Annotated in this window: 25 protein-coding genes; 11 read left to right on the forward strand and 14 right to left on the reverse strand. The window is 70.0% G+C overall.

Annotated features, from left to right (window positions below; translation table 11 throughout):
• Nucleotides 1-263 precede the first annotated feature (263 nt).
• Nucleotides 264-1,127: an alpha/beta fold hydrolase gene (locus FL311_RS09290; RefSeq protein WP_141324583.1), complete on the reverse strand. Its 864-nt coding sequence runs from the start codon at nt 1,125-1,127 to the stop codon at nt 264-266.
• 176 nt (nt 1,128-1,303) lie between these two features.
• Between FL311_RS09290 and FL311_RS09295 the strand changes: the two genes are divergently transcribed.
• Nucleotides 1,304-1,759: a DUF1622 domain-containing protein gene (locus FL311_RS09295; RefSeq protein ID WP_141324584.1), complete on the forward strand. Its 456-nt coding sequence runs from the start codon at nt 1,304-1,306 to the stop codon at nt 1,757-1,759.
• An 8-nt stretch (nt 1,760-1,767) separates the two neighbouring features.
• Here FL311_RS09295 and FL311_RS09300 read toward each other — a convergent pair whose 3' ends face one another.
• The 4 genes from FL311_RS09300 to tgt all read right to left on the reverse strand — a co-directional run bounded on the left by FL311_RS09300 (nt 1,768) and on the right by tgt (nt 5,009).
• A complete protein-coding gene (locus FL311_RS09300) occupies nt 1,768-2,301 on the reverse strand; it encodes a hypothetical protein (protein ID WP_141324585.1) in 534 nt (177 codons plus the stop codon).
• Between the two features lie 42 nt (nt 2,302-2,343).
• Entirely contained in the window at nt 2,344-2,868 is a 525-nt protein-coding gene (locus FL311_RS09305) for a hypothetical protein (protein ID WP_141324586.1), read from the reverse strand.
• Between the two features lie 126 nt (nt 2,869-2,994).
• Nucleotides 2,995-3,843: an MnmC family methyltransferase gene (locus FL311_RS09310; RefSeq protein WP_141324587.1), complete on the reverse strand. Its 849-nt coding sequence runs from the start codon at nt 3,841-3,843 to the stop codon at nt 2,995-2,997.
• Nucleotides 3,840-5,009, reverse strand: coding sequence for a tRNA guanosine(34) transglycosylase Tgt (gene tgt / locus FL311_RS09315; protein ID WP_141324588.1), 1,170 nt, complete (start codon nt 5,007-5,009; stop codon nt 3,840-3,842). Before tgt ends, FL311_RS09310 begins: the two co-directional genes overlap by 4 nt.
• Before the next feature lie 212 nt (nt 5,010-5,221).
• Between tgt and FL311_RS09320 the strand changes: the two genes are divergently transcribed.
• The 3 genes from FL311_RS09320 to FL311_RS09330 all read left to right on the forward strand — a co-directional run bounded on the left by FL311_RS09320 (nt 5,222) and on the right by FL311_RS09330 (nt 8,385).
• Complete coding sequence (locus FL311_RS09320) at nt 5,222-6,820, forward strand: ABC-F family ATP-binding cassette domain-containing protein (protein WP_141324615.1); 1,599 nt, start codon at nt 5,222-5,224, stop codon at nt 6,818-6,820.
• A gap of 85 nt (nt 6,821-6,905) precedes the next feature.
• Nucleotides 6,906-7,886 (forward strand): sigma-70 family RNA polymerase sigma factor, encoded by a 981-nt coding sequence (locus tag FL311_RS09325; RefSeq protein WP_141324589.1) that lies wholly within the window; start codon nt 6,906-6,908, stop codon nt 7,884-7,886.
• An 82-nt stretch (nt 7,887-7,968) separates the two neighbouring features.
• Nucleotides 7,969-8,385: a VOC family protein gene (locus tag FL311_RS09330; protein ID WP_141324590.1), complete on the forward strand. Its 417-nt coding sequence runs from the start codon at nt 7,969-7,971 to the stop codon at nt 8,383-8,385.
• A 3-nt stretch (nt 8,386-8,388) separates the two neighbouring features.
• Here the strand turns inward: FL311_RS09330 and FL311_RS09335 are convergent, their stop codons facing one another.
• From FL311_RS09335 to FL311_RS09350, 4 genes are all read right to left on the reverse strand, one after another.
• Nucleotides 8,389-8,847, reverse strand: a complete 459-nt coding sequence (locus FL311_RS09335) for an Rrf2 family transcriptional regulator (protein WP_141324591.1) — start codon at nt 8,845-8,847, stop codon at nt 8,389-8,391.
• A 111-nt stretch (nt 8,848-8,958) separates the two neighbouring features.
• Nucleotides 8,959-10,026 carry a YihY/virulence factor BrkB family protein gene (locus FL311_RS09340; RefSeq protein ID WP_141324592.1) on the reverse strand — a complete coding sequence of 356 codons (1,068 nt, stop codon included), beginning with the start codon at nt 10,024-10,026 and terminating at the stop codon, nt 8,959-8,961.
• A 157-nt stretch (nt 10,027-10,183) separates the two neighbouring features.
• Nucleotides 10,184-11,206: an LLM class flavin-dependent oxidoreductase gene (locus FL311_RS09345; protein ID WP_141324593.1), complete on the reverse strand. Its 1,023-nt coding sequence runs from the start codon at nt 11,204-11,206 to the stop codon at nt 10,184-10,186.
• Nucleotides 11,207-11,347: 141 nt separating this feature from the next.
• Complete coding sequence (locus tag FL311_RS09350) at nt 11,348-11,953, reverse strand: hypothetical protein (protein ID WP_141324594.1); 606 nt, start codon at nt 11,951-11,953, stop codon at nt 11,348-11,350.
• Nucleotides 11,954-12,068: 115 nt separating this feature from the next.
• On the opposite strand from FL311_RS09350, the gene FL311_RS09355 reads away from it, so the two are divergent.
• The 3 genes from FL311_RS09355 to FL311_RS09365 all read left to right on the forward strand — a co-directional run bounded on the left by FL311_RS09355 (nt 12,069) and on the right by FL311_RS09365 (nt 15,603).
• Nucleotides 12,069-12,953 (forward strand): LysR family transcriptional regulator, encoded by an 885-nt coding sequence (locus FL311_RS09355; RefSeq protein WP_194869131.1) that lies wholly within the window; start codon nt 12,069-12,071, stop codon nt 12,951-12,953.
• Between the two features lie 13 nt (nt 12,954-12,966).
• Complete coding sequence (locus FL311_RS09360) at nt 12,967-13,743, forward strand: AAC(3) family N-acetyltransferase (protein ID WP_194869132.1); 777 nt, start codon at nt 12,967-12,969, stop codon at nt 13,741-13,743.
• Between the two features lie 180 nt (nt 13,744-13,923).
• On the forward strand, nt 13,924-15,603 hold the full coding sequence (locus FL311_RS09365; RefSeq protein WP_228556776.1) for a hypothetical protein: 1,680 nt from the start codon (nt 13,924-13,926) through the stop codon (nt 15,601-15,603).
• An 18-nt stretch (nt 15,604-15,621) separates the two neighbouring features.
• Here the strand turns inward: FL311_RS09365 and FL311_RS09370 are convergent, their stop codons facing one another.
• Nucleotides 15,622-15,951 carry a helix-turn-helix transcriptional regulator gene (locus tag FL311_RS09370; RefSeq protein WP_141324596.1) on the reverse strand — a complete coding sequence of 110 codons (330 nt, stop codon included), beginning with the start codon at nt 15,949-15,951 and terminating at the stop codon, nt 15,622-15,624.
• Nucleotides 15,952-16,005: 54 nt separating this feature from the next.
• Between FL311_RS09370 and FL311_RS09375 the strand changes: the two genes are divergently transcribed.
• Nucleotides 16,006-16,446 carry an SRPBCC domain-containing protein gene (locus tag FL311_RS09375; protein ID WP_141324597.1) on the forward strand — a complete coding sequence of 147 codons (441 nt, stop codon included), beginning with the start codon at nt 16,006-16,008 and terminating at the stop codon, nt 16,444-16,446.
• Between the two features lie 28 nt (nt 16,447-16,474).
• Here FL311_RS09375 and rfbC read toward each other — a convergent pair whose 3' ends face one another.
• Genes rfbC through rfbB form a run of 4 tightly spaced genes read right to left on the reverse strand, consistent with a single transcriptional unit; the run spans nt 16,475 to nt 19,846 of the window.
• Nucleotides 16,475-17,020: a dTDP-4-dehydrorhamnose 3,5-epimerase gene (gene rfbC, locus FL311_RS09380; protein ID WP_141324598.1), complete on the reverse strand. Its 546-nt coding sequence runs from the start codon at nt 17,018-17,020 to the stop codon at nt 16,475-16,477.
• Entirely contained in the window at nt 17,017-17,901 is an 885-nt protein-coding gene (rfbA, locus tag FL311_RS09385; RefSeq protein WP_141324599.1) for a glucose-1-phosphate thymidylyltransferase RfbA, read from the reverse strand. The genes rfbC and rfbA overlap by 4 nt, the downstream gene beginning before the upstream one ends.
• A gap of 15 nt (nt 17,902-17,916) precedes the next feature.
• Nucleotides 17,917-18,819, reverse strand: coding sequence for an SDR family oxidoreductase (locus FL311_RS09390; RefSeq protein ID WP_141324600.1), 903 nt, complete (start codon nt 18,817-18,819; stop codon nt 17,917-17,919).
• A 1-nt stretch (nt 18,820) separates the two neighbouring features.
• Nucleotides 18,821-19,846: a dTDP-glucose 4,6-dehydratase gene (gene rfbB, locus FL311_RS09395; RefSeq protein WP_141324601.1), complete on the reverse strand. Its 1,026-nt coding sequence runs from the start codon at nt 19,844-19,846 to the stop codon at nt 18,821-18,823.
• A 120-nt stretch (nt 19,847-19,966) separates the two neighbouring features.
• Here rfbB and FL311_RS09400 point away from each other — a divergent pair, with 120 nt between their 5' ends.
• From FL311_RS09400 to FL311_RS09410, 3 genes are read left to right on the forward strand one after another with little or no spacing between them, the layout of a single operon-like run.
• The gene (locus FL311_RS09400; protein WP_228556777.1) at nt 19,967-21,601 is read left to right on the forward strand and encodes a glycosyltransferase; all 1,635 of its coding nucleotides are present in this window, start codon (nt 19,967-19,969) and stop codon (nt 21,599-21,601) included.
• On the forward strand, nt 21,591-22,235 hold the full coding sequence (locus FL311_RS09405; RefSeq protein ID WP_141324602.1) for a hypothetical protein: 645 nt from the start codon (nt 21,591-21,593) through the stop codon (nt 22,233-22,235). The genes FL311_RS09400 and FL311_RS09405 overlap by 11 nt, the downstream gene beginning before the upstream one ends.
• Nucleotides 22,236-22,256: 21 nt before the next feature.
• Nucleotides 22,257-24,440 carry a glycosyltransferase gene (locus FL311_RS09410; protein WP_228556778.1) on the forward strand — a complete coding sequence of 728 codons (2,184 nt, stop codon included), beginning with the start codon at nt 22,257-22,259 and terminating at the stop codon, nt 24,438-24,440.
• Nucleotides 24,441-24,486: the final 46 nt, after the last annotated feature.

A 24,486-nucleotide genomic window follows, 5' to 3' on the forward strand; every position in this document is an offset into this window, starting at 1 on the left:
AAAGACAGTATCCGCGTGCGGTGAAAATCAAGATGAGCAGCTACCCACGGAAACGCCCTCGCCCGGTCCGTCGAGCACGCTCCCTCGGCCCCCTACGTCGCGTCCGTCCCTAAAGTGAACGGCATTGGGTTTAGGTCCTCAATAGCCCCGAGGAGAAATCTGTCGGGGCTGCCTACCCACCACAATTCACTGGAATTGAAGTCCAGGCTGAAGGGGCATGAACACGACACAGGCTCCGACAGCTTCAATCGCCTAACTGCCCCTTAGCGCGCCTGACGCAGCGGCTCGCCAGGAGCCTCGAGTGAGTCCAGGAACGCGAGGATGCGCCGGGCACAGTCCGCCGGGTCCTCCAACGGGAACAGGTGCCCGCCGGGAGCCTCCTCCAGGCGGACACCCGGGATGACCCGCCGGGCCTTGGCGAAGGCCGAGGTGGCCAACGTGCGCGTGCGTGCCCCTCGAACGATGAGCGTGGGCACGGAGATGGAGCGCAGCGACCGCCACATCCCCTTCGGCGTCGTCTCGAAGACGCGGGCCTCCCACTCCCGCGGGATGGTCAGCTGGAAACCACCCTCGGGAGCCTCCGTGAGCCCATACGTCACATAGTCCTGGAAGCACGCCTCGTCGAAGGCCGCGAACAGCGGCTTCTTGCGATAGACGGTGTAGGCCAGCTCACGCGTGGGCCAGTGCGCGCGACGGCGGCGCGCCAGGCTCGCGGGAGGCACACGGCTTCGCTGTCCGAGCAGCGTCAGCACGTCCAGCACCAGCTTGCGCATCCCGGAGAACAGCACCGGGTCCAGGGTGACGACGGCGCGGAAGAGGCTCGGGTCCTTCACGGAGGCGAGCAGCGTCGCCACGCCGCCCATGCTGTGCCCCACCCCGACGATGCCCTCCAGCTTCGCGGCGCGGAGCGCGCCGATGAGGTCATCCGCCATGTCGTTCCAGTCCCGCATCGACAGCGGATCCGAGCCGGGGACGAGGCACCGCGAGCGCACCATCACGACGTGGAAGCGAGGCTTCAGCCGCTCGATGAGCTGGCGATAGGTGCCTGGGGGAAATCCGTTGGCGTGCGCCAGGTGCAGCACGGGGCCGGTGCCGCCCCAGTCATCCAGTTGAAGGGCCTCGCTCATCGCCCCTCCCGGATATCCCGAACAGCCCCGGTTGTCTGCCTCGACGACAGCTCCCCAGGGTGTCCACGAGATGCAGGCAGGCGGCGACCCCTCGCGCGCCCGTCCGCGCATCCGGAGAAAAAGGACCAGCGCCCGCTGGCGATGTCCATCTTCCGAAGCGGAGGAGCCCCGGGTCCATGGACGAGCTCATCAACGAAGCCTGGCTGCACGGCGTGGTGACGCTGCTGGTGCGACTGGTGGAGGTCGCCGCCGCGCTCGTCATCTTCACCGGCGCCGCCATCGGCTTCGTGCGCTTCATCCTGGCGGCGGTCCAGAAGGAGCGGACCGATTCCTTCACCCGAATCCGCCTCACCCTCGGCCGGTTCCTCGCGCTGGGGCTGGAGTTCCAGCTCGGCGCGGACCTGCTGCGCACGGCCGTCGCGCCCACGTGGGAGCAGATCGGCCAGGTCGCCGCGGTGGCCGCCATCCGGACCGCCCTCAATTACTTCCTCGGCCGGGAGATTCGCGACGAGCAGCGACAGGACGCACTCGCGCGGGCGGCCCGTTCCTCCTCGGAAGAGGTGCCCCCGCGAGAGCAGCCTCCCCTCCGGCGACCTCCGGGAGCGGACCCCACGTCACATCCGCCCCACTGAGCCAGGCGTCAGGAGCCGGTGAGGGTGAGGACCACGGGCCCCGCCGTGGCGGTGACGCCCTCGTCCGTGAAGCACCCGGTGACCTGCGTCTGGGCCAGGACGAGCACCATGAGCACATCGGCCCCCGCGAACCGCCCGCTCGACACGGTGCCGGAGTACGTCACCACCACCTCGCCGAGCGGCCGGGCGGAGACGAGGATGCTCACGCTGACGGTGCTGGTGGTGCCGTCATTCCACGTGAGCGTCGACATGGACTGCGTCGACCCGGCGAGGCAGCTCAGCTGCCCCGTCCCGCCTCCTTCCAGCGACGCGGACAGGAGCGTCAGCGGCGTACCCACACAGGGGCCGAACGTCCCGCTCACACTCGTCGCGATGGTTTGCGGAGTGTTGGTCATGCCCGGCGAGTACCGCGCCTGGAGCGTACCGGGACAGGTCAACAGCACCGCCTCGGCGCGCGAAGGCGAGGCCCAGCCCAGCGCGACGACGACCCACAGCAGCGACAGACTTCCCCACGCACCACGACACCTCGAACCGTAGGACATGCTTCCTCCCAGGACAGACGTGTTCCGGCTCCCACCGGAGCCTCAGAGCAGCCCGATGAGGGTGATGACGGCCGGACCCGCCGTGGCGGTGACCCCCTCCTCGGTGAAGCACCCCAGGAGGTCCGTCTGGAGGAGGGTCAGCGTCCCCGTCGCGGTGGCGCCCTGGAAGCGGCCCGAGGTCACCGTGCCCGCATAGACAGACACCACCTGCCCCGTCGGCCGGGTGTTGAGGGTCTGCGTCATGGAGAGCGTGCTCACGGTGCCGTCGTTCCACGTCAACGTCAGGTTCGCCGTCGTCGAGCTGGTCAGACAGCTCGTCGTCCCCTGCGCCACGCCGGAATAGTCCGCGGAGAGGATGCCGAGCGGCAATCCCGTACACGGACCGAACGTGCCCGTCCCGGAGATGGTCATGAAGCGCGGGGTGTTCGTCATGCCGGGCGAGTAGTTCACCGCCATGGTGCCCGGGCAGTTGAGGGTGACGGGTTCAGCGCTCGCGGGCCCTGCGTGGAAAACGAGCACCGCGAGAAGAGAGGACAACGACATCAGCCGCGCGCGAATGGCAGACATGGGGGAGCTCCCAGCCCGCGACAGGCCTGAGCGCGGGGACTCCACACCTAACCCCAATGTCCATCACTACCCATTGCACCCTCGTCCCAGGGGCCACGCTCGCACCTGGGAACCAGGCGGGCCCGCTCACCGCCACTGCGGATGTGCGAGCACGCGCGCTTCGACCTCGGGCGTCAGGCTGCCACCGTGCGGCGCCCGCGACGAGGAGCGCGTCCACCGCTCCACCCACCGCTGCCCCAGCGGCGCCACCAGCGACTCGCGCCGCGTGGAGGCCACCGTCGTCTCACCCTTCGTCCCCGTGGACGAGCCCGCACCGACGAAGAACCCCGCGAGCAACAGCGTCACCCGCGTGGGCGTCGCCGCGCTGTACGTGAGCAACAGCGCGCCCTCGCCGTCCTCGCGGCAGTGCCGACGCACCCGCGCGAGCACGCCCTCCGTCCACATGTCCGGGTTCGACGCGGGGGAGAACGGATCGAAGTACACCAGGTCCGCCACCGGCAGCGCCCCGTCCAGGAACGGCACCGCGTCCCCCAGGTGCAGCCGCCAGCGAAGGCCCTCCTCCTCCCACACCCCGTCCCGCATCAGCGTCTCGACGGCCGCGCGGAACGGCTGCAGGAACGGGAAGCCCGCCGCGTCCGCCAGCGCCAGCCGCAGGGGCGCCAGGTCCACCTCGAAGCTCACCACCTCCAGCGCCCGCCTCCGCGCCGCGCCCAGCTCCCGCGCGCACGTCAGCGCCGCCACCGCGTTCGTCGCCGCGCCCAGCCCCACGTCGTGGATGACCAGCGTGGGCCCCGGCTGGGACAACCGCTCCGCCAGCCTCGGCTGCTCGACGTAGAGCCCCAGCGCTTCCTTCCACGGCCCCACCGACGGGTGCATCACCTCGCCATGGCCCAGGTGCCGCACCGCGCGCGAGCCGTTGCGCAGCGTGACCAGCTCGAAGTCCCCGTCGCGCGGATTGCCCTGCGCCTGGCTCACCCGACCTCCTTGAGCGTCACGTCGCGCGCCGCCGCCTCTTCCTTCAGGTCCTTCGGCGTGGCGATGGCGGCCTTGAGCTCCCGCGCCACCTGGTCGTACGTGCCGGAGAGGATGCCCTCGCGGATGCGGCCCATCAGCTTCTGGTAATGCCGCACGTTGTGCACCGACAGGAAGCGCGAGCCCAGGTGGTGCTTGCCGCGCATCAGGTGCTGCAGGTACCCGCGCGTGTAGCGCTTGCACACGTAGCAATCACACTCGGCGTCCAGCGGCTCGTCCGCCAGCCGGTACACGGTGCGGGTGATGCGCACCAGCCCCTGGAACGTGTACGCGTAGCCCTGCTGCGCCATCTTCGTGGGGATGATGCAGTCGAACATGTCCACGCCGCGCAGCACCGCCTCGATGAGGTCCGTCGGCGTGCCCACGCCCATCAGGTAGCGCGGCTTGTCCGCGGGCAGCGACGCGGTGGTGCGCAACGTCATCGTCTCGCGCTCCGCCTTCGTCTCGCCCACCGCCAGCCCGCCGATGGCGAACCCGTCGAACGGCAGCTGCGTCAGGAACGCCGCGCTCTCGTCGCGCAGGTGCGGGAACACGCCGCCCTGGACGATGCCGAACAGCGCCTGCCCGGTGTCCACCTGGTTCTTCGCCGCGAGGCTGCGCACCGCCCAGCGGTGGGTGCGCTCCATCGCCTCGCGCGTGCCCGCCTCGTCCGTGCGCGAGTCGATGCACACGTCCAGCACCATCATGATTTCGGAGTTGATGGACTGCTGCATCGCGATGCTGGACTCGGGGCTGAGCAGCTGCCGGCTGTTGTCGTAGAAGCTGCGGAAGTGCGCGCCCTTCTCCGTGATGAGCCGGTCCTCCGGCAGGGAGAAGATCTGGAACCCGCCCGAGTCCGTCAGCACGCCGCCATCCCACTGCATGAAGGGATGGATGCCGCCGAAGCGCTTGAAGACCTCCGTGCCGGGCCGGAGCATCAGGTGGTAGGTGTTGGCCAGGAGGATGCTGGCCCCGGTCTCCTTCACCTCTTCCATGGCCAGGTGCCGGAAGGCGGCGTGGGTGGCCACCGGCATGAACATGGGCGTGCGGAAGCTGCCGCGCCGGGTGTGGAGGATGCCGGCGCGGGCGCCGGTGGGGTCGGTGGTGACGAGCTCGAAGCGGACGGCCATGGGCGGGGCCTTATACCCGCCAATCCCGCCCGACAGTCCATCCCTGTCGCCCGTTCCCCCACCTGCCGGCCGGACAGGGCCCCAAGGCCCCGCCATTCCAGGGCATTTTTCGTCACCTGGCAGGCGTTTGCTCAGGTCACCGCGAGACGGTCCGGAGGCGATTCCACGCTTCCTTGGCCGCTGCGCGTCAATTCCGCTACAACGCCGCCGCCATGTTCAACGTCATCAACGTCTCCAAGGCCTACGGGCCCAAGAAGCTGTTCGAGGAGGTCAACGTGACCTTCTCCCCGGGCCGTCGCTACGGCCTGACCGGTCCCAACGGGGCGGGCAAGTCCACGTTCATGAAGATCCTCGCCGGAGACGAGGAAGCGGACATGGGCAACGTCGTGCGCCCGCGCAAGCTGGGCATCCTGCGCCAGGACCACTTCCGCTACGAGGAGAACCGCGTCCTCGACGTCGTCCTCATGGGCAACAAGCCCCTGTGGGACGCCATGTCGGAGAAGAACCTGCTCTTGGCCAAGTCCGACATCACCGAGGAGGACGGCAACCGGCTGGGCGAGCTGGAGGGCGTCATCGCGGAGGAGGATGGCTACTCCGCCGAGAGCGACGCGGCCACGCTGCTGGCGGGCCTGGGCATCGAGGAGTCGTTCCACGAGGGCCCGATGCGCCAGCTGACGGGCGGCCTCAAGCTGCGCGTGCTGCTCGCCCAGGCGCTGTTCGGCAAGCCCGAGGGGCTGCTGCTCGACGAGCCCACGAACAACCTCGACATCGACTCCATCCGCTGGCTGGAGAACTTCCTGCACGAGTACGAGGGCGTGCTCATCACCATCAGCCACGACCGGCACTTCCTCAACTCCATCTGCACGCACATCGCGGACATCGATTACGAGGCCATCATCCAGTACACGGGTGGCTACGACGACATGGTCCGCCAGAAGGCCCAGCTGCGCACGCGCGTGGAGTCCGAGACGGCGGAGAAGAAGAAGAAGATCGCCCAGCTGCAGGACTTCGTCGCGCGCTTCCACGCCGGCACCCGCGCATCCCAGGTGCAGAGCCGCATCAAGCAGATCGAGAAGCTCAAGACCGATGACCTGAAGCGCTCCAACATCGCGCGCCCGTTCATCCGCTTCGACCAGAAGGTCGTCAGCGGCAAGCAGACGCTCATGGTGGAGGGCATCAGCAAGTCCTTCGACGGCCAGGCCGTCATCCGGCCCTTCAACGCGCTGGTGTGCAAGGGCGAGAAGGTCTGCGTCATCGGCCGCAACGGCGTGGGCAAGTCCACCCTGGTGCGCATGCTCGCCGGCCAGCTGGAGCCGGACACGGGCAAGATCGGCTGGGGCCACCAGGCCTCCGTGGGCTACCTGCCGCAGGACCACCACGGCGTCGTGCGCAAGGGCACCACCTGCTTCGGCTGGCTGCGGGACTTGCACGACAAGCTCACCAACGAGGAGATCTCCGGCGTGCTGGGTCGCATGCTCTTCTCCGGTGAGGAGCGCATGAAGAACACGGACACCCTCTCCGGTGGTGAGACGGTGCGCCTGCTCCTCTCCAAGCTGATGATCATGCAGGACAACGTCCTGGTGCTCGACGAGCCCACCAACCACCTGGACCTGGAGTCCATCTCCGCGCTCGCCGAGGGCCTGCAGAAGTACGAGGGCACCGTCATCGTCGTGACGCACGACCAGGAGCTCATCTCCGAGGTGGCCACGCGCATCTGGTCGCTCCAGGCCGGCCAGGAGGTGCTCGACTTCAACGGCCCCTACTCGGAGTTCCGCGAGAAGCACGCGGACGTCACGGCCCACCGCCGCTGACGCACCGCTTCTTCGAGTCGAAGCGCCGGGGCCCTCACACCCCGGCGCTTGGCCTGTCCCGCGGAGGCTTGATAGAGGCCTGGCCATGGCGGAAGGCCCTTCCCCCGCACCGCAGGCCGCGCTCCTCGCGATGGAGGAGCACCGCACCGCGCTCACCGGACACTGCTACCGGATGCTCGGCTCCATCGCCGAGGCCGAGGACGCCGTCCAGGAGACCTTCGTGCGCGCGCTGCGCAACCTCGAGCACTTCGAGGGGCGCTCCAGCGCGCGCACGTGGCTGTACCGCATCGCCACCCACCGCTGCATCGACGTGCTCCAGGAGCGCACCCACCGCGTGCGGCCCATGGAGCTGGGGCCGCCGGGCCCGCTGGACGCGCCCCTGGGCGAGCGCCCCGGTGAGGAGTGGCTGGAGCCCGTGCCGGACGCGCTCGTGGTGCCGAGCCACGCCACGCCCGCGGAGCTGGTGATGATGCGCCAGAGCATCCGGCTGGCCTTCGTCGCCGCGCTCCAGCACCTGCCGCCCCGGCAGCGCGCGGCGCTTCTGCTCACGGAGGTGCTGGACTGGTCCGCCGCCGAGGTCGCCGACGCGCTGGAGCTGACGGTGCCCGCCGTCAACAGCGCGCTGCAGCGGGCCCGCGCCACGCTGGCCACCAAGGACGTGAGCACGCCCAGGGCGCCGCTGTCGGAGAACCAGGCCTCGCTGGTGGACCGGTACGTGGACGCGTTCGAGCGCTACGACATGGCCGCGCTCACCGCCCTGCTCCACCAGGAGGTCAACATGTCCATGCCTCCGCTCGCGCTCTGGGTGCGCGGCCCGGAGCAGGTGGCCCTGTGGATGGAGGGACGGGGCGCGGCGTGCCGGGGCTCGCGGCTGGTGCCTGTGTCCGCCAACGGTGCCCCCGCCTTCGGCCAGTACAAGCCGGGCGGCCCGGACGGGACGCTCACCCCGTGGGCGCTCAACGTGCTCGAAATCGAGGGGGAGCGCATCGTCGGGCTCAACTACTTCCTCGACGCGAAGACGCTCTTCCCGCGCTTCGGGCTGCCCCCCTTCCTGCCGGCGCGCTGAGGGCCTTTTTCTGGGGGGCACCGATGATTCCGGGCCCCCTCGTCCGTCCATGCCAGGAAACCCACCCGAGGTGGAGGCATCCATGGCCATGACCGGCTCGCGCAAGCTCTTCGTCAACCTGCCCGTGAAGGACCTGAAGCGCACGAATGCGTTCTTCACGAAGCTGGGCTTCACGTTCGACGCCCGCTTCTGTGATGACCACGCGACGTGCATGGTGGTCAGCGAAGAGGCCTTCGTGATGCTGCTCACGGAGGCGCGCTTCCAGGACTTCAGCAAGAAGGCCCTGTGCGACACGCGCACGACGGCCGAGGGCATCTTCGCGCTGTCGGCCTCCAGCCGCGAGGACGTGGACCGGATGGTGAGGACGGCGGTGGCGTCCGGCGGCTCGACGGCGGGGGAGCCCCAGGACCACGGCTTCATGTACGGCTGGAGCTTCTTCGACCCGGATGGCCATCACTGGGAGGTCATCCACATGGACATGAGCGCGCTGCCACACTGAGGCTCAGCCGGACTGCCCGAGGGAGGGATTGAGCGCGCGGAAGCGGGCCTCCAGCTCCTCGGACATCTGGGCGACGGTGGTGCCCTCCAGGCTCTTCTTCAGCGCGGCCTCCGCGCGGCCGAAGACGCCTTCCAGGTACTCGGCCACGCACGGGCCGATGGTGCAGTCCGGCGCGGGGCCCACGGGGTGACGGCCGAAGAGCTCGCCCTCCTCCACGGACTCGTAGATGTCGCGGAGGGTGATGGCTTCGGGGCTGCGGGCCAGCGTCACGCCGCCCCTGGCGCCGCGCTTCGTCTCGATGAGCCCCGAGCGCGCCAGGTCGCCCAGGAGCCGCCGCACCACGACGGGGTTCGTCTGGATGCTGCGCGCCATGACCTCGGACGTGAGCGGACCCTCCGCCTTCGCCGAGCACTTCGCGAGCATCGCGACGATGTGCGCCGCCATGGTGAATCGGCTGTTCACTCACCCTCCGGGCTGGGATGCAGACACCTCCAGGTTACCTATCGTCCGCCCTGGCGGCGTGCAACCCGGCAAACCCCGGCCCTGGGGCGTCCGCCCGCTTCCGGACGGGCCTCAGCGAGACGTCCTGCGCAGGAAGAAGACGCCCAGGCCCAGGCCGGCGGCCCACTTGGCGGCGGCGGCCAGGGGCGTCTGCCCGAGCTTCGGGGGCGTGTTGGTGACGGGCTGGCCCGTGGCGGGGTCCAGCTGGGGGCGGAAGTCGCGCGAGCCAGGCAGGCCCGCGCCGCCCTCCTCCAGCTCCGTCTTGGTGGCCCTCAGGGCCTTGCCCTGCCCCGGCGCGTGCTGGCCCGGCGCCTTCCCCTCCGGAGAGCGCTGCTCGAGGATGGCGTTGATCTCGGCGCCCAGCAGGACCACCTGCGAGGACAGCCACATCCACAGGAGGAGCACGATGACGCCGCCGATGGCGCCGTAGTTCACGTCGTACTTGCCGAAGTTGGCCACGTATTTGGAGAAGCCCCAGGACGCGGCCACCCAGATGAGCACGCCCACCACGGAGCCCGGGGTGATGAACCGGAACTTCTGCTTCGCGTTGGGCAGGACGTAATAGAGCACCGCCCACAGGAACATCATCAGCAGGCCCGCCACCGGGAGGCGCAGCCACAGCGCCACGGTGGACACGGGCCCGGGCAGCTTGCTCGCCAGCGCGGGCGTGGCCACCGCCGCCAGCGCCGCGACGATGGCGACCACCGCGGCGATCAGCGTCGTGGAGACAGCGATGAGCCGCAGCTTCCACACCGGCCGCGTCTCCTCGACGCCGTAGGCGGTGTTGAGCGCGTTGATCAACGCGACGATGCCACCGGACGCCGCCCAGATGGCGCCCACGCCGCCCACCGTGAGCAGGCCCACGGGGTTGCTGCTGGCGAGCGACTCGATGCGCTGGCTCAGGATGGAGGTGACCTCCTTCGGGGCCACCTTGCCCAGCTCCTGGATGAGCACCTGCGCCTGGTTGGGGTCGATGATGACGCCCGCGAGTGACACCAGGAACAGCAGGAACGGGAACAGCGCGAGGATGGCGCGGAACGTCAACGCTCCCGCGACGTCGCCCACGTCATCGCGTTTCCATTCGTCCTTCAGGAGCTTGAAGAACTCCAGCCATCCCATGCCCTTGCCCGGCAAGACCATCGCGCAGCCCTCATCCCATGGAAGTCCCAGGGGATATTGGCCATGCGCGCCCTCGGTGGCGCCCCTGCCCGGAAGGACAGCCTCCTCGCCCGCTCCCCCAGGGAGGATGACCGAGGGCAGGCATCCAGGGGAGCGCTCGTGAAGGAGGGAGCCCGGCTCAGCCCGCGGAGCGCTGTGCCGCGTCGCCGCTGGAGAGGCGGGCGTGGGCCTGGGCGAGCAGCTCGTAGGAGCGCAGCCGCGCGGTGTGGTCGAAGATCTGCGAGGTGACCATCAGCTCGTCGGGCTGGACCTCCACGATGAAGGAGCGCAGCCCCTCCTCGACCTGCTGTGGGTTGCCGACGATGGAGCAGGCGAGCATGGACTCCACCTCCGCCAGCTCGTACTCGGTGATGCGTCCGTCCATGCTGTCCACCGGAGGCGGCAGCTGGCCGGGGCGTCCGCGGCGCAGGTTGATGAAGGCCTGCAGGAGTGACGTGAACAGCTTCTGGGCCTCCGGCTCCGTGTCGGCGGCGAAGACGTTGAGGCCGACCATGGCGTAGGGCTTGTCGAGCGCCGCGGAGGGGCGGAAGTTGGCGCGGTACACGCGCAGGGCGGACAAGAGCTGCTGGGGCGCGAAGTGCGAGGCGAACGCGTACGGCAGGCCCATGACGGCGGCGAGCTGGGCGCCGAAGAGGCTGGAGCCGAGGATCCACAGGGGCACCTTGAGCCCCATGCCCGGCACGGCGCGCACGGCCTGCTGGGGTTCGGGGTCCTGGAAGTAGGCCTGGAGCTCGGCGACGTCCTGGGGGAACGCGTCGGAGGTATCCACGCGGCTGCGGCGCAGGGCGGAGGCGGTGCGTTGGTCGGTGCCGGGGGCGCGGCCCAGGCCCAGGTCGATGCGACCGGGGTACAGGGTTTCGAGCGTGCCGAACTGCTCGGCGATGACGAGGGGCGAGTGGTTGGGCAGCATGATGCCGCCGGCGCCCACGCGGATGCTCGAGGTGCCCTGCGCGACATGGCCGATGACGACGGCGGTGGCGGCGCTGGCGATGCCGGTCATGTTGTGGTGCTCGGCCAGCCAGAAGCGCCGGTAGCCCCAGCGCTCCGCGTGCCGGGCCAGATCCTGCGTGGAGCGCAGGGCGTCCGCCGCGTCGCTGCCCTGGCGGATGGGGGAGAGGTCGAGAACGGAGAAGGGAATCATCGGAGGACCTCAGGGCGCGCACGCGCAACGAGGGACGGGCCCGTCCCGTCCCGGGCGGCGCCATCCCCGGAAAGCCCTTGCGTTAACGCAGGGCGCGCTCCCGTGCACGGGAAACGCAGGAGGGCTCGGACGCCCCCCTCGTCACCGCGTCGTCGGAGGCGACTCGAAGCGGTGGGGGGCGAAGAGCCCGGCCCGCTCGTGGTTGCGCACCCAGGGCCGCTCGCCCTTGTCCAGGGACACCGTCTCCTTCAACAGCCCCTGCTCGTACTCGTAATGCTGCTGGATGCGGTAGGTGTCGAAGGGCGCGAAGGAGCTCAGCTCCGGGTGGAACACCAGCCTCGCCTCCCGGAACGCGCGGTCGGTCGTCCCCTCGCCCGGGCCCAATGTGGAGACCAGCTTCAGCGCCACGCGCCCCGAGGACTCCACCGCCCCCAGGTCGACCCGGAAGAACATCGTCTGCTCCCGCGGACCCGCGCTCCCGTCATAGTCCGGGTGCCGCCGACGCAGGTGCTTCACCGACTCCCAGTGGTTCCCGAAGCGACGCTGCTCCACCGTGAACTCGTAGTCGAACGCCGGCACCCGCTTCCACGCCCCCTCCTCGAAGCGCTCCGCCTGCGCCTCGCCCACCCACAACAACGTGACCTCCGGCTCCGGCCCCTTCTCAGCGCGCAAGGGCAACGCGCCCGGAACGGTGCTGGCGCAAGCAAAGGTGAACAGCAACCACGGGACGACGACCCAACGCTTCATGGGAGGCAACCTCTTCGGACTCGATGGCGCGACATGCGCGAGCCCCACCATGCGTCCTCCCAGACCCCGTCAACAATGCGAGGAAACGCAACCCACCGTTGTAGAATCCGCAACGATGAACCTCAACCATCTGACGGTCTTCGTCGCGGTGGCGCAGACGCGCGGCTACACCCAGGCCGCGAAGCGGCTCGGCGTGGACAAGGGGCACGTGAGCCGGGTGGTCCGCGCGCTCGAGGCCGAGCTGGGCGTGGTCCTGCTCACCCGGACCACGCGCGCGGTGGCGCTGACCGTCGCCGGAGAACAGCTCCTCGCGCGCATCGCCGAGCCCCTCGCCGCGCTCGAATCCGCCACGACCTCGCTGGAGGACCGGCCCGTGACACCCTCGGGGCTGGTGACGGTGACGACGACGCCGGACCTGGGCCGCACCGTGGTGGCTCCCCTGGTCGCCGCCTTCCGCGCGCGCTACCCGCTGGTCCGGGTGCGGCTCATCCTGGAGTCCTCCGTGGTGGCGCTCGCGGCGACACGCTCGGACCTGGCCCTGCGGGTGGGAACGCTGCGCCCCGGCCCATACAAGGCACGCAAGCTGGGCACCCTGGAGGCGGGCTTCTTCGCCTCGCCCCGCTACCTGGCCTCACGCGGGAGCATGAAGTCCGTGAGCGAGCTGGCCCGGCATGACGGCCTGTGGCCCTCCACCCAACCGGGGCGCAAGAGCTTCGCCGCGAAGAAGGACTCGCCTCCTCCCGCCGTCGAGTGCGAGGACTTCGGCGCCCTGTTGGAGCTGGCCCGGAACGCGGGCGGCGTGGCGCTGTTGCCCACGTTCCTCGCCGCGCGGGACGTGGCGCAGGGAACGCTCGTTCGGGTGCTGTCGGACCTCACCTTCCCCGGCACCCCACTCTCCCTCGTCACCCTCCCCGAGCGCCCCCTCGCGCCCCGCGTGGTCGCGATGCGAGACTTCCTCATCGAGCACGTTCCGACGGCGCTCACGATGAAGCCCCATTGAGCCTTCGAGCCACATGTCCAACGAGATCACCCAGCAACAGATGGTGGAGCAGCTCCGCGCGATCGGCGTGCGCGAGGCGGGCGTGCTCCTGGTCCACACGTCCTTCCGGGCCGTGCGCCCCGTGGAGGGCGGGCCGCTCGGCCTGGTGGCCGCCCTGCGCGCGGCCCTCGGACCTCACGGGACGTTGGTGATGCCGACGATGACCGATGGCGAGTCCATCTTCGACCCGCGCTCCACGCCCACCACGGACATGGGCATCACCGCGGAGCTGTTCTGGCGCCAGCCGGGCGTGGTGCGCAGCACGCATCCGGGCGGCTCGTTCGCCGCGGCGGGTCCCCACGCGGTGGAGATCTGCCGTCCCCAGCCCCTGTCTCCGCCGCACGGCCCCGACAGCCCCGTGGGTCAGGTGCACGCGCTGGGTGGACAGGTCCTGCTCCTCGGCGTGACCCACAGCGAGGACACCACGCTGCACCTCGCCGAGTCGCTCGCGGGTGTGCCCTACTCCATCTCCCATCCCTGCGTCGTCGAGGTCGACGGCGTCGCGAGCACGGTGGACATCGCCGAGACCGACCACTGCTGCACCGGCTTTCGTCGCGCCGACGCCTGGCTCCGCGCTCGGGGCCTGCAACGTGAAGGCAAGGTGGGCCACGCCGATGCGCGACTGGCGGACGCACGGGACATCGTCGCCGTCGCGCTGGAGCAGCTCGCTGCGGACCCGCTCGTCTTCCTCTGCGGGCCAGACGCGGGCTGCGAGGAGTGCACGCTCGCCCGTGACAGCGTCTCGCGCTGAGTGCCCCGCACCCGGAAGCACGGCGCCCGACGCTCGCGCGCCCGAGTGAGCACAGGCGTTCACCCCGGGTGTCGCTGAAGCGACAGGCACCAACTCCCGCGCGGAATGCACGTGCCACGCGCGCCCGAGTGACCTCAATAGCTGCGCGCTTCGAAGCGCGTCAGCATTGGGGGAACAAGGATGAAGAAGAATCGTGGGAAGGTCGGCTGGGTGTTCCTGGCCACCAGTCTTGCCATGGCGCAGGGGGCCTGCTCGAAGAGCAAGGACAGCGGCCCGAACATCAACCAGAACCAGACGAAGGACGGCCCCGCGGACCAGGGTCCGGACCTGCCGCGCCTGACGGGCGGTGACAGCACCCGGGGCCAGCAGGTGTTCCGCTTCGAGACCTTCGGCAACGAGGGCTTCTGGACGGACGCGGTGCGCCTGCCCGCGGGCATCGTCGCCGCGCGGCTCACCCCGGTGCAGGCGCTGCAGGCGGGCCTCAGTGTCAACGTGGACGCGCTGGACGACGCCACGAAGGCCGCCGTCGCGGCGGAGCTGGCCTCGCAGGGCACCAGCGGTCCGCTGCTCAATGACCCGGCCACCACCGTGGCGCTCATCAACGCCAACGCGGTGATTGGCGTCGTGGTCAAGGACACCAACGGCGACGGAAAGCTGGACGTCGCCAGCGGCGACAAGGTGGGCGTGTCCTGCGCGCTGTGCCACGCCATCACGGATGGCTCGGTGGTGAAGTCGCCGAACAACCTGGGCGGGGGCTCCGTCGGCAAGCAGATCGACGGCCCCACGCCGCACAACCTCAACGTGGGCGGCATCTTCGCGGTGGCGGCCAACACGCGCGCGCTCTACCCGCTCCTCCAGGTGAAGCTCACCGCCAACGGGGACAAGTCCATCGGCCGCGCCCCCTCTGAGCAGGGCCTCACGGAGAAGTCCACGGAGGCGGAGGTCGACGCCTTCGTGAGCAACCCGGACTTCTACCCGCTGGGCTCGTTCGACGACGCGCCGGACGGCACGGGCGCGCAGCAGCACATCGCGTCGTTCTTCCGCACGGACCTGGCCGCGCCCTGGGGCACGCCCGGCGACATCGCGCGGCTCGAGAACTTCAACAACCTCGTCTACACCGTGCTGCTGGACCTCACGAGCCTGGTGACGCCCGAGGGGCGCACCTTCCTCCAGGCCCTGGGCGGCAAGGCCGCGGGCGCCGAGCTGGCGGACGACTACCTGGCCATCCTCAAGGAGACGCAGGTGGCGGGCAAAGGCGGCGTGGTGGGCGAGGGCTTCCCCTACGTCACCGCGACGGCCGTCCCCCAGGAGGCGGGCACCGAGGCCGCGCCCGTGGGCCTGCGCGTGGACGAGAACGCACTGAGGGACCTCAACGCGTACACCGACAGCCTCCAGGCGCCCGCGCCGGTCGCCTTCGACGCCACCCGGGCCGCGCGGGGGCGCGAGCAGTTCACCGCGCGCTGCACGAACTGCCACAACGTGGACCAGAGCAAGCGCGTCCCGTCCTTCATCGTGCCGATGAAGAGCATCTACCCGGGCTACAACCCGACGGTGCTCGCCGAGCGCCCCGTGGAGCCCGGCATCCGGACCATCGCCTTCGCGCCCATCCAGGACGACCCGACCACCATCTTCGACGACAAGACGGTCATCGTGGAGGCCAGCCGCCGCGGTGAGCCGCGTGGCTCCGCCCTGCCCCTGCTGTTGGACCTGGGGCGCAAGGACCGCTTCCTCCACGACAGCGAGGTGGCCGGGCTGGACTCGCTGCTGGACCCCGCGCGCGGCGACAAGGCACCCCACCCTGTCTACGTGCAGGACGCCACGGAGCGGGGTGATTTGGTGGAGTTCCTCAAGAGCCTGTAGCCGCGAGTCCAGCGGGCGTCAGTCGTCTTCCACGTCCCGCTTCAGCTTCGACAGGAGGCCCACCGCCTCCCGTGCATAGGGGGAGATCCACCGCTCGTGGATCTCCTGGAAGGGCGTGACGTCGAGGTAGTTCCAGCGCGTGCGCCCCTCCTTCACCGCGATGACCAGACCCGCGCGCTCCAGCACCTTCAGGTGCTGCATCACCGTGCACCGGTCCAGCGAGCCCTCGAACCGCTCGCACAGGTCCCCCGTCGTCTGCGGCGCCTCCTTCAACAAGTCCAGCATCGCCCGCCTCCGCGAGTCCGCCAGCGCCTTGAAGATGAGGTCATCCCGCTCCGCCCTCGACATGTTATAATTCTATAACATATTGTCCGACCGAACCCCAGCGAGAGGAGCAACGAGATGGAGCCCAGGTTCCAGGTGCAGCTGAAGGTCCAGAAGCCGGTGGCGCAGGTGTTCGACGCGGTGGTGGACCCGCGCAAGCTCAGCGGCTACTTCGTCCAGACCGCGAGCGGGCCGCTGGTTGCGGGCACCACGGTGAAGTGGAGCTTCGCGGAGGTGCCCGGTGAACACGACGTCGTCGTCCGCGAGGTGGAGAAGGACGCCCGGCTCGTCTTCGAGTGGGAGGCGGGCCCGGGCGGCTATCAGATTCGGGTGGAGATGCGCTTCACGCCCATCGATGCCGGCAACACGATGGTCCAGATTCGCGAGTCCGGCTGGAAGGACACCCCGGCGGACGTCCAGGCGTCCTACGGCAACTGTGGCGGCTGGATGCACATGATGTCGTGTCTCAAGGCCTACCTCGAGTACGGCATCAACCTGCGCGCGGGCGGAGCGATGTGAGCGGGCCCGTCGCCCGCCCAGGCGACGACTACAGCGAAGGAAGCACCTGCGCGTCCTTCAGCCGGGGGGCGCGCAGGTCCTTCGGGGACATGAGCGGCTCCGTCACCGGCCAGGGGATGGCGAGGTCCGGGTCGTCCCACGCGATGCAGCGCTCGACCTCCGGCGCGTACAGCGTGGTGCACTTGTAATGGAAGTCCGCGGTGGCGCTCGTCACGCAGAAGCCGTGCGCGAAGCCCGGCGGAATCCAGAGCTGCCGGCGGTTCTCCGCGGACAGCTCCACGCCCACCCACCGGCCGAACGTCGGCGAGCCGCGCCGCACGTCCACGGCCACGTCGTACACGCTGCCGGCGAGCACCTGCACCAGCTTCCCCTGCCCCTGCGGCTCCTGGAAGTGCAGCCCGCGCAGGGTGCCCTTCCCCGAGCGCGAGTAGTTGTCCTGCACGAAGGGCCCGGGGATGCCGGCGTCCGCGTAGCGCTTCGCGTGGAACAGCTCCATGAAGAAGCCCCGGTCGTCACCGAAGACCTTGGGCTCGAGCAGCAGCAGCTCCGGAATCTCCTGGGGAATGACCTTCACGACACCGCCCCCCGGTTCTCCGCGACGGCCAGCAGGTACTCGCCGTACTCGTTCTTGCGCATCGGCTCGGCGAGCGCCACCAGCTGTTTCACGTCGATGTAGCCCATCCGGTACGCAATCTCCTCGGGACACGACACCTTGAGCCCCTGCCGCCGCTCGATGACCTCGATGAAGTTGGAGGCCTCCATCAGCGAGCTGTGCGTGCCCGTGTCCAGCCACGCATAGCCGCGCCCCATCAGCTCCACGTCGAGCTGCCCCCGGCGCAGGTACTCGATGTTGACGTCAGTGATCTCCAGCTCACCGCGCGGGCTCGGCTTGAGCGCGGCGGCGATGTCGAGCACCTGGTTGTCGTAGAAGTACAGCCCGGTGACGGCGTAGCTGGACTTGGGCTTCGCCGGCTTCTCCTCCAGGCTCACCGCGCGGTTCTTCGCGTCCAGCTCGACGACGCCGTAGCGCTGCGGGTCCTTCACGTAATAGCCGAACACGGTGGCGCCGGAGGACGTGCGGCGCGCGGCGTTGCGCACCAGGTTGCTGAGCCCGTGGCCGTAGAAGATGTTGTCGCCCAGGATGAGCGACACCGGGTCCTTGCCCACGAAGTCGCGGCCGATGATGAACGCCTGGGCAAGGCCCTCGGGCCGGGGCTGCTCGGCGTACTCGAAGCGCATGCCCCACTGCGAGCCATCCCCCAACAGCTCCCGGAAGCGCGGCAGGTCCTGCGGCGTGGAGATGATGAGCACGTCGCGGATGCCCGCCAGCATCAGCGTGCTGAGCGGGTAGTAGATCATCGGCTTGTCGTGCACCGGGAGCAGCTGCTTGCTGACCACGCGGGTCAGCGGATACAGCCGGGTGCCCGAGCCGCCGGCGAGGATGATGCCCTTCATGTCCACCTCTCCACGTCAGTGCCCCCGCGCGGCCTTCCACGTGGCGTGGAAGCGCGCGAGCGACTCGGCCAGCTCCAGGGGCTTCGCCTCGAGCTGGGTGCGAACCTTGTCCGTCCTCAGTCCCCCCTTCAGCGGACGGGGGCTGGGCAGCTTCAGCTCCGCCATGCGCGTGGGGATGATGAGCTTCGGGTCGAACCCGAACACCTCGCACAGCGCCCGGCCGTAGGCCACCCGGTCCACCACGGCGGCGCCGCAGGTGTTCCAGATGCCGCCGAGCTTGCGCTCGCCCAGCTCCACCAGCATGGCCGCCACGCTGTCCGCGAGGCTGGGCGAGACGACCTGGTCCTCGAAGAGCTTCGCGGGCTGGCCCTTCTCCAGATTCGTCACCAGCCATGCGCCGAAGTTGAGCCGTCCCTCCACCGGAGGCCAGCCGTACACCACCGCCGTGCGGGCGATGGCGCAGCCGGGCGCGAGCACCCGCGCCGCCTGCTCACCCATGTGCTTGGTCACCGCGTAGACGCCGCGCGGGTTGGGCACGGCGTCCTCGTCGTACGGGCCCGCCTCGCCGTCGAAGACGTAGTCGGTGGACACGTGCACCAGGTGCGCCCCGGCCCTGCGGGCGCCCCGCGCGACGAACTCGGTGGCGCGCACGTTGCCCGCGTAGGCGGCCTCCGGGTCCTGCTCACAGGCGTCCACCTCCGTCATGGAGGCGCAGTGGATGACGACCTCGGGCGCCGCGGCCTCCAGCGCCGAGGCCACCTCCGCCTCGCGCGTCAGGTCCACCGCCACGTAGCCATACGCGCCGCCGGTGCGACGGGGACCTCGCCCCAGGCCCACCACGGTGTGGCCCCGTTGATCCAACTGCAGACAGGCGCGGCTGCCCACCAGTCCATTCGAGCCCGTGACGAGCACACGCATGTCACGCCCTCCCCTGGAGGCGGTGCTGGTACTGCGTCTCGAAGTACTGGCGATACGCGCCGCTCATCACCCGTCCCCACCACGCCGGGTGGTCCACGTACCAACGCACCGTCTGGGCCAGGCCCTCCTCGAAGGTGTGCGCGGGCGTCCAGCCCAGCTCCGCGCGAATCTTCGACGGGTCGATGGCGTATCTCCGGTCATGTCCCGGCCGGTCCTTGACGTACTGGATGAGCGACTCGGGCTTGCCCACCAGGCCGAGGATGGCCTTCACGATGTCGAGGTTGCGCCGCTCCGCGCCGCCGCCGATGTTGTAGACCTCGCCCGCGCGGCCCTTCTCCAGCGCGAGCAGCAGCGCCCGGCAGTGGTCCTCCACGTGGAGCCAGTCACGCACGTTGGCGCCGTCGCCGTACACCGGCAGGGGCTTGTCGTGCAGCGCGTTGACCACCATGAGCGGGATGAGCTTCTCGGGAAACTGGTAGCGGCCGTAGTTGTTCGAGCAGCGCGTCACCACCACGTCCAGCTTGAACGTGTGGTGGTAGGCGAGCGCCACCAGGTCCGAGCTCGTCTTGCTGGCCGAGTACGGGCTGGAGGGGTTGAGCGGCGAGGACTCGGTGAAGGCGCCCGTGGGGCCGAGCGAGCCGTAGACCTCGTCGGTGGACACCATGACGAAGCGCTGGATGCCGCGCGCGCGGCTGGCCTCGAGCAGCCGCTGGGTGCCCAGCACGTTGGTGGTGACGAAGACCTCGGGGCCGAGGATGGAGCGGTCCACGTGGCTCTCGGCCGCCAGGTGCAGCACGGCGTCGATGGCGTGCACGGACATCAGGTGCTCCACCAGCTCGCGGTTGCCGATGTCGCCTCGGACGAAGACGTGGCGGGGGTCGCCCTCCAGGTCGGAGAGGTTCTCCAGGTTGCCCGCGTACGTCAGCTGGTCGAGATTGAGCACCGTCCAGTCGGGTCGCTCGCGTCGCAGGTACCGCACGAGGTTGGAGCCGATGAAGCCACACCCTCCTGTCACCATTACGTTCATGTGCCGCGGGCCTCGGGTGCTCAGAGAGGGTGCCTGCGTATCGGAGAGGTTCTTGACGGTCAAGGCGCCAGGGGCCTCGGGCTTGTGTGCTCCCCCTCGCGGCGCTAAGGGAGCCTCCGCGTGAGTGAATCCAGACGCAGCCCCCCGACGACGGGTCTCCCGGCGGTCCACCAGCTCCTGCCCAGGCTCGCCTGGGGCGACGCGGTGGGCAACCAGGTGCGCTATCTCCAGGACCTGCTGCGTCGCTGGGGCCACGCGTCGGACATCTACGCCGAGGACTGGGACGACGCCTGCAAGGACCAGGTCCGCCACGCGCGCGAGTACGCGAAAGACGCTCGCCCGGACTCCCTCCTGCTGGTGCACCACAGCTTCCAGTCGCGGCTGGTGCCGCTCATCGCCCGGGCGCCTGGTCGCAAGGTGCTCGTGTACCACAACGTGACGCCCGCCCGGCTGTTCGAGGGGTTCGAGCGGAAGGTGGCCGCCGCGTGCGACGCGGCCCGGGAGGAGCTGCTGGAGCTGCGGCCGCACATCGAGCGGGCGTTCGGCTACTCGCGCTTCAGCGCGGAGGAGCTGGTGGCCGCGGGCTATGGCTCCGTGGCGACGCTGCCGTTCGCCATCGACTGGAGCGCGTTCGACACGGCCCCGGACCCGGCGCTGCAGGCGGAGCTGGGTGACGGGTGCGCGAACGTCCTCTTCGTGGGACGCGCGGTGCCGAGCAAGAAGGTGGATGACGTGCTGCGCGTCTTCACCGCGTACCAGCGGCTGTACCAAGCGAGGAGCCGGCTGGTGGTCGCGGGGTATCTGCATCGGGACGGGGCCTACGGTGCGTATCTGCACGGGCTCAAGGAGGTGCTCGGCGCGGAGCGGGTGCTGTTCCTGGGGCGCGTGAGTCCGGCGCAGCTCTCCGCGTGCTTCAGGACGGCGTCGGCGTACCTGTCGATGAGCCGGCACGAGGGCTTCGGTGTGCCCTTGTTGGAGGCGATGTATCGCGACGTGCCCGTGGTGGCGTATGGGGCCGCGGCGGTTCCGGAGACGATGGGCGGCGCGGGGCTGGCCACGCTGACGGATGCGCCGACCGAGGTGGCGCAGTTGCTCGCCGTGCTGGACCGCAACCCCGCCCTGCGCGCGGAGGTGCTCCAGGGACAGCGCGCCCGGCTGGCTTCGCTCTCACAGGAGAGCGTGGCCGAGCAGGTGCGCCAGGCGTTCGAGTCGCTGCTCACGGCGCGCCCGAGCGGGCCCGCGCTGGGACACGAGAAGGCTGCTGTCGACGTGGTGTGTCCCGCGTTCACCGTGCGCCCCGAGGACGTTTCGTCGCGACTGGCGCGACGTCTGGTGGAGCGGTTGCCGGGAGCACGGGTGCTGGCGTTGCGGCCCCGGGGACAGGAGGCGTCCGCCACGCTGGGGCCCGAGGACGTGGAGGGAGTGCCCGTGTGGCACTTCACGCCGGACCAGCCGGTGGGCCCGGGCCCTGGTGCGCTGCCTGGGTCCTCGTCGCTGGAGACCGCGGTGCGCGTGTCCTCGGCGCCGGTGGTGCTGCTGGGAGTGGAGACGCTGGTGGCGCAGGCCCTCCTGCCGCACGTGGGAGCCAGGGCCTGTGGCACGCATGTTCCGTCGGCGCCGTCGATGGTGTTGGAGCCCGCGCGTCGCCAGTTGGGAGCGCGGCTGGTCGCCATGGAGCCTGCGCATCCGGAGCAGGCCGTGACAGCGCTGGTGGAGGCACTTTCTTCTGCCCGAGGTGGCTTGAATGCGCGCTGAGGACTTGTTGACCCGAGCGCCCTCCGCCGAGACGGTGGCGAGGGAGACCCTGAAGCTTCCGGAGCCCTCGGACGAGGCGAGGGAGTCGCTTCGCCAGGTCCTCGATGCGTCCGCGAGGCCGGCGGTCACCACGCCCTGGCCCGCGCTGCTCACCGAGGCGCGAGGGAAGATGGACAGCCGCTACGCGGGGCCGGTGACGTCGCACCGGGGCGGGTTGACGGGGCCCGCGCTGGTGCTGGCGAAGCGCGCCTTCCGGCTCGTGTTCCAGCCGTTCATCAACGAGGCGCTGCGCAAGCAGGTGGAGTTCAACGAGTCCATCCTCGATGCGCTGGCGACGATTCACGACGTGCAGCGCGAGCACGCGCGGACCCAGGCCACCTGGAGACAGGACGTCGAGCGGCGGCTCGCGCGCATCGAGGAGGCCGCGCGCGGAAGCGGCACGCAGGCGCAGTCCGCGTCGTCGCAAAGCAGCGCGCGCGAGGTGGCTCAAGACGTGCCTTCGTTCACGTCACCGCAGGGCAGCGACGCGATGGATTCGTCTCGGCCTCCGGAGCCCATCGACAAGGGCACCGGCGCAGCCACTCCGCGTCCATCCGGCGGCACCTCGCGACGTCGCCGTTCGGGTAAACGGTAGCCCTTCGCTTCCGAGGTCTTCGTGCGCATCTGCCTGGTCCGCCGAGCGCTGCCTGTCAGCCCCGCCGAGGGTATCGGCCACCCTGCCCTGTCGATGAGCCGCGCGCTCGCGGCCTCGGGCCATGAGGTGCATCTGCTCACCGCACCGCATCCGGCCCTCGAACAGACACGGGCGCTGCTGCCCGGCGTCCACCTCCACACCGTACCGTCCGAGCTGACGCCGGGGTTCGCGGGGGCCTTCCCCTTCCCGCCCCTGCGTCACTCGATGGCGGTGTATCTCGCGCTGCGCGAGCTGCACGCGAGCCACCCCTTCGACGTCATCGAGTTCCCCGAGTACGAGGGAGAGGGCTACTTCTCGCTCCGCGCCCGACGCACCCTGGGCCACTTCGCTTCCGCCGTGCTCGCGGTGCGGCTGCATGGCCCCACCCACGAAGCCCGTGCGCTCAATCGCGTCGCCACGATGGACATGGACGCGGCCCAACTGGAGCACCTGGAGGACACGTCCATTCGCGAGGCGGACCTGCTGCTGTCCCCCACTCGCGCCCTGCTCGCGCAGGTGAGCACCCGACTGAAGCTCGACACACGGGGTGTCGTGGTGCCCCCGCCGTTCGTCGTGCGGAGCGACACTTCCCCGACCCGGCGCACGCAGACGCCTCGGCCACGCGTCGTGTATGCCGGCCGGCTCGAGTGTCGCGCGGGCCTCCACCTCCTCATCGAGGCCATGCAGTCGCTCTTCGAGCGAGGCGTGGACGCGGAGCTCCGCCTCATCGGAGACGACACCGAGACCGGCCCCTTCGGGCGCTCCTTGCGTGGCTGGCTGGAGCGGCAGGTCGCTCCCGCGTGGCACGAGCGCATCCACTTCGACTCCGCGCTTCCCGACGCCGAGCTGGCAACGGCATTCGCCGCGACCACCGTGTGCTGTGTCCCAGCGCCCTCGGGGCCAGTTCCGGAAGCCTGTCTCGAAGCGATGTCCTCCGGCGTGCTCGTGGTCGGCGACGATGCGAGCGGACTGGCGGACCTCCTCGAGGACGGCCGCAGCGGCCTGCTCTTCCGCTCTGGCGACGTGGGACACCTTGCGGCCACGCTGGAGAAGGCACTCACCCTCCCCGAGCTTCGACAGACAGCACAGCGCGAAGCCCCGCTCCGTGTCGCCGACGTCCACGCCCCCTCGCGAGTCGTGAAGCAGTGGGAGACCGCCGTGGAGGGCGTGGCGCACGTGCGAAACCACGTGCTCCCCCGACCCGCTCGCGAGCGGTCCGACACGCCACGCGTCTCGGTGCTCCTGCCCTACTTCAACATGGGGCGATACCTGCCGGAGACGCTGCGCTCCATCCGCGCGCAGACCTTCACGGACTACGAAATCCTCCTCGTGGACGACGGCTCCACCGACCCGGAGAGCATCGAGCTGCTCGACAGGGTCCAGGCACCCGACCTGCGCATCATCCGCAAGCAGAACGGAGGCCTGAGCTCCGCACGCAACGCGGGTTTGAAGGCCGCCCGAGGGCACTACATCCTGCCGTTGGACCCGGACGACCTCATCGCCCCGACCTTCCTGGAGAAGTGCCTCACGGTGCTGGAGGGCACGCCGGGGCTCGGCTACGTGACGTCCCTGGTGACCTACTTCGTCGAGGACGCCACCCACGTGACGGGGGGCTGGGCTCCGTGGGGCGTCGAGCGTGACGCGCTCTGGGTCGCCAACGTGGCCTCCACCTGCACCGCGCTGATGCGGCGCAGTCACCTGGAAGAGGTCGGCGGGTACGACGAGTGGCTCACCGGCTTCGAGGACTGGGATGTCTTCTGCTCCCTCGCGGAGCGGGGACTCGGCGGCTCCGTCATCCCGGAGCCCCTGTTCCAGTACCGGCTGAGACAGGACTCGATGACGCGGACGTCGATGGTGGGAGACCGCCCTGCACTGATGGCCTACCTGCGTCAGAAGCACCCACGCCTCGCGCTCCACCCCGAGCGCTCGCTGTGCATCCTCCAGGGCGAGGCCCTCAAACTGGAGTCATTGGCGCTCGCCAGGGCCGCGGAAGCAGCCCCCCGTCCCCTGCTCGACAAGGTGGTCGACCGGGTGAACGGGACGCTGAAGCGCCTCGACTTCGTCCACCACGCGCTGCGCGGCGTCGCGACACGCGTGGTGGGGACAGAGGACAGCTCGCGCCCGCTGCGGCAGCAGCTCGTGGACCGCCTGCGCGGTCGGCGCTGAAGGACACCCGGAGGACACCGTGCCGTGTCTCTCCGGGCGCCGCCGG

Source organism: Myxococcus sp. AB025B (genome assembly GCF_006518215.1).
Lineage (GTDB): Bacteria > Myxococcota > Myxococcia > Myxococcales > Myxococcaceae > Myxococcus > Myxococcus fulvus.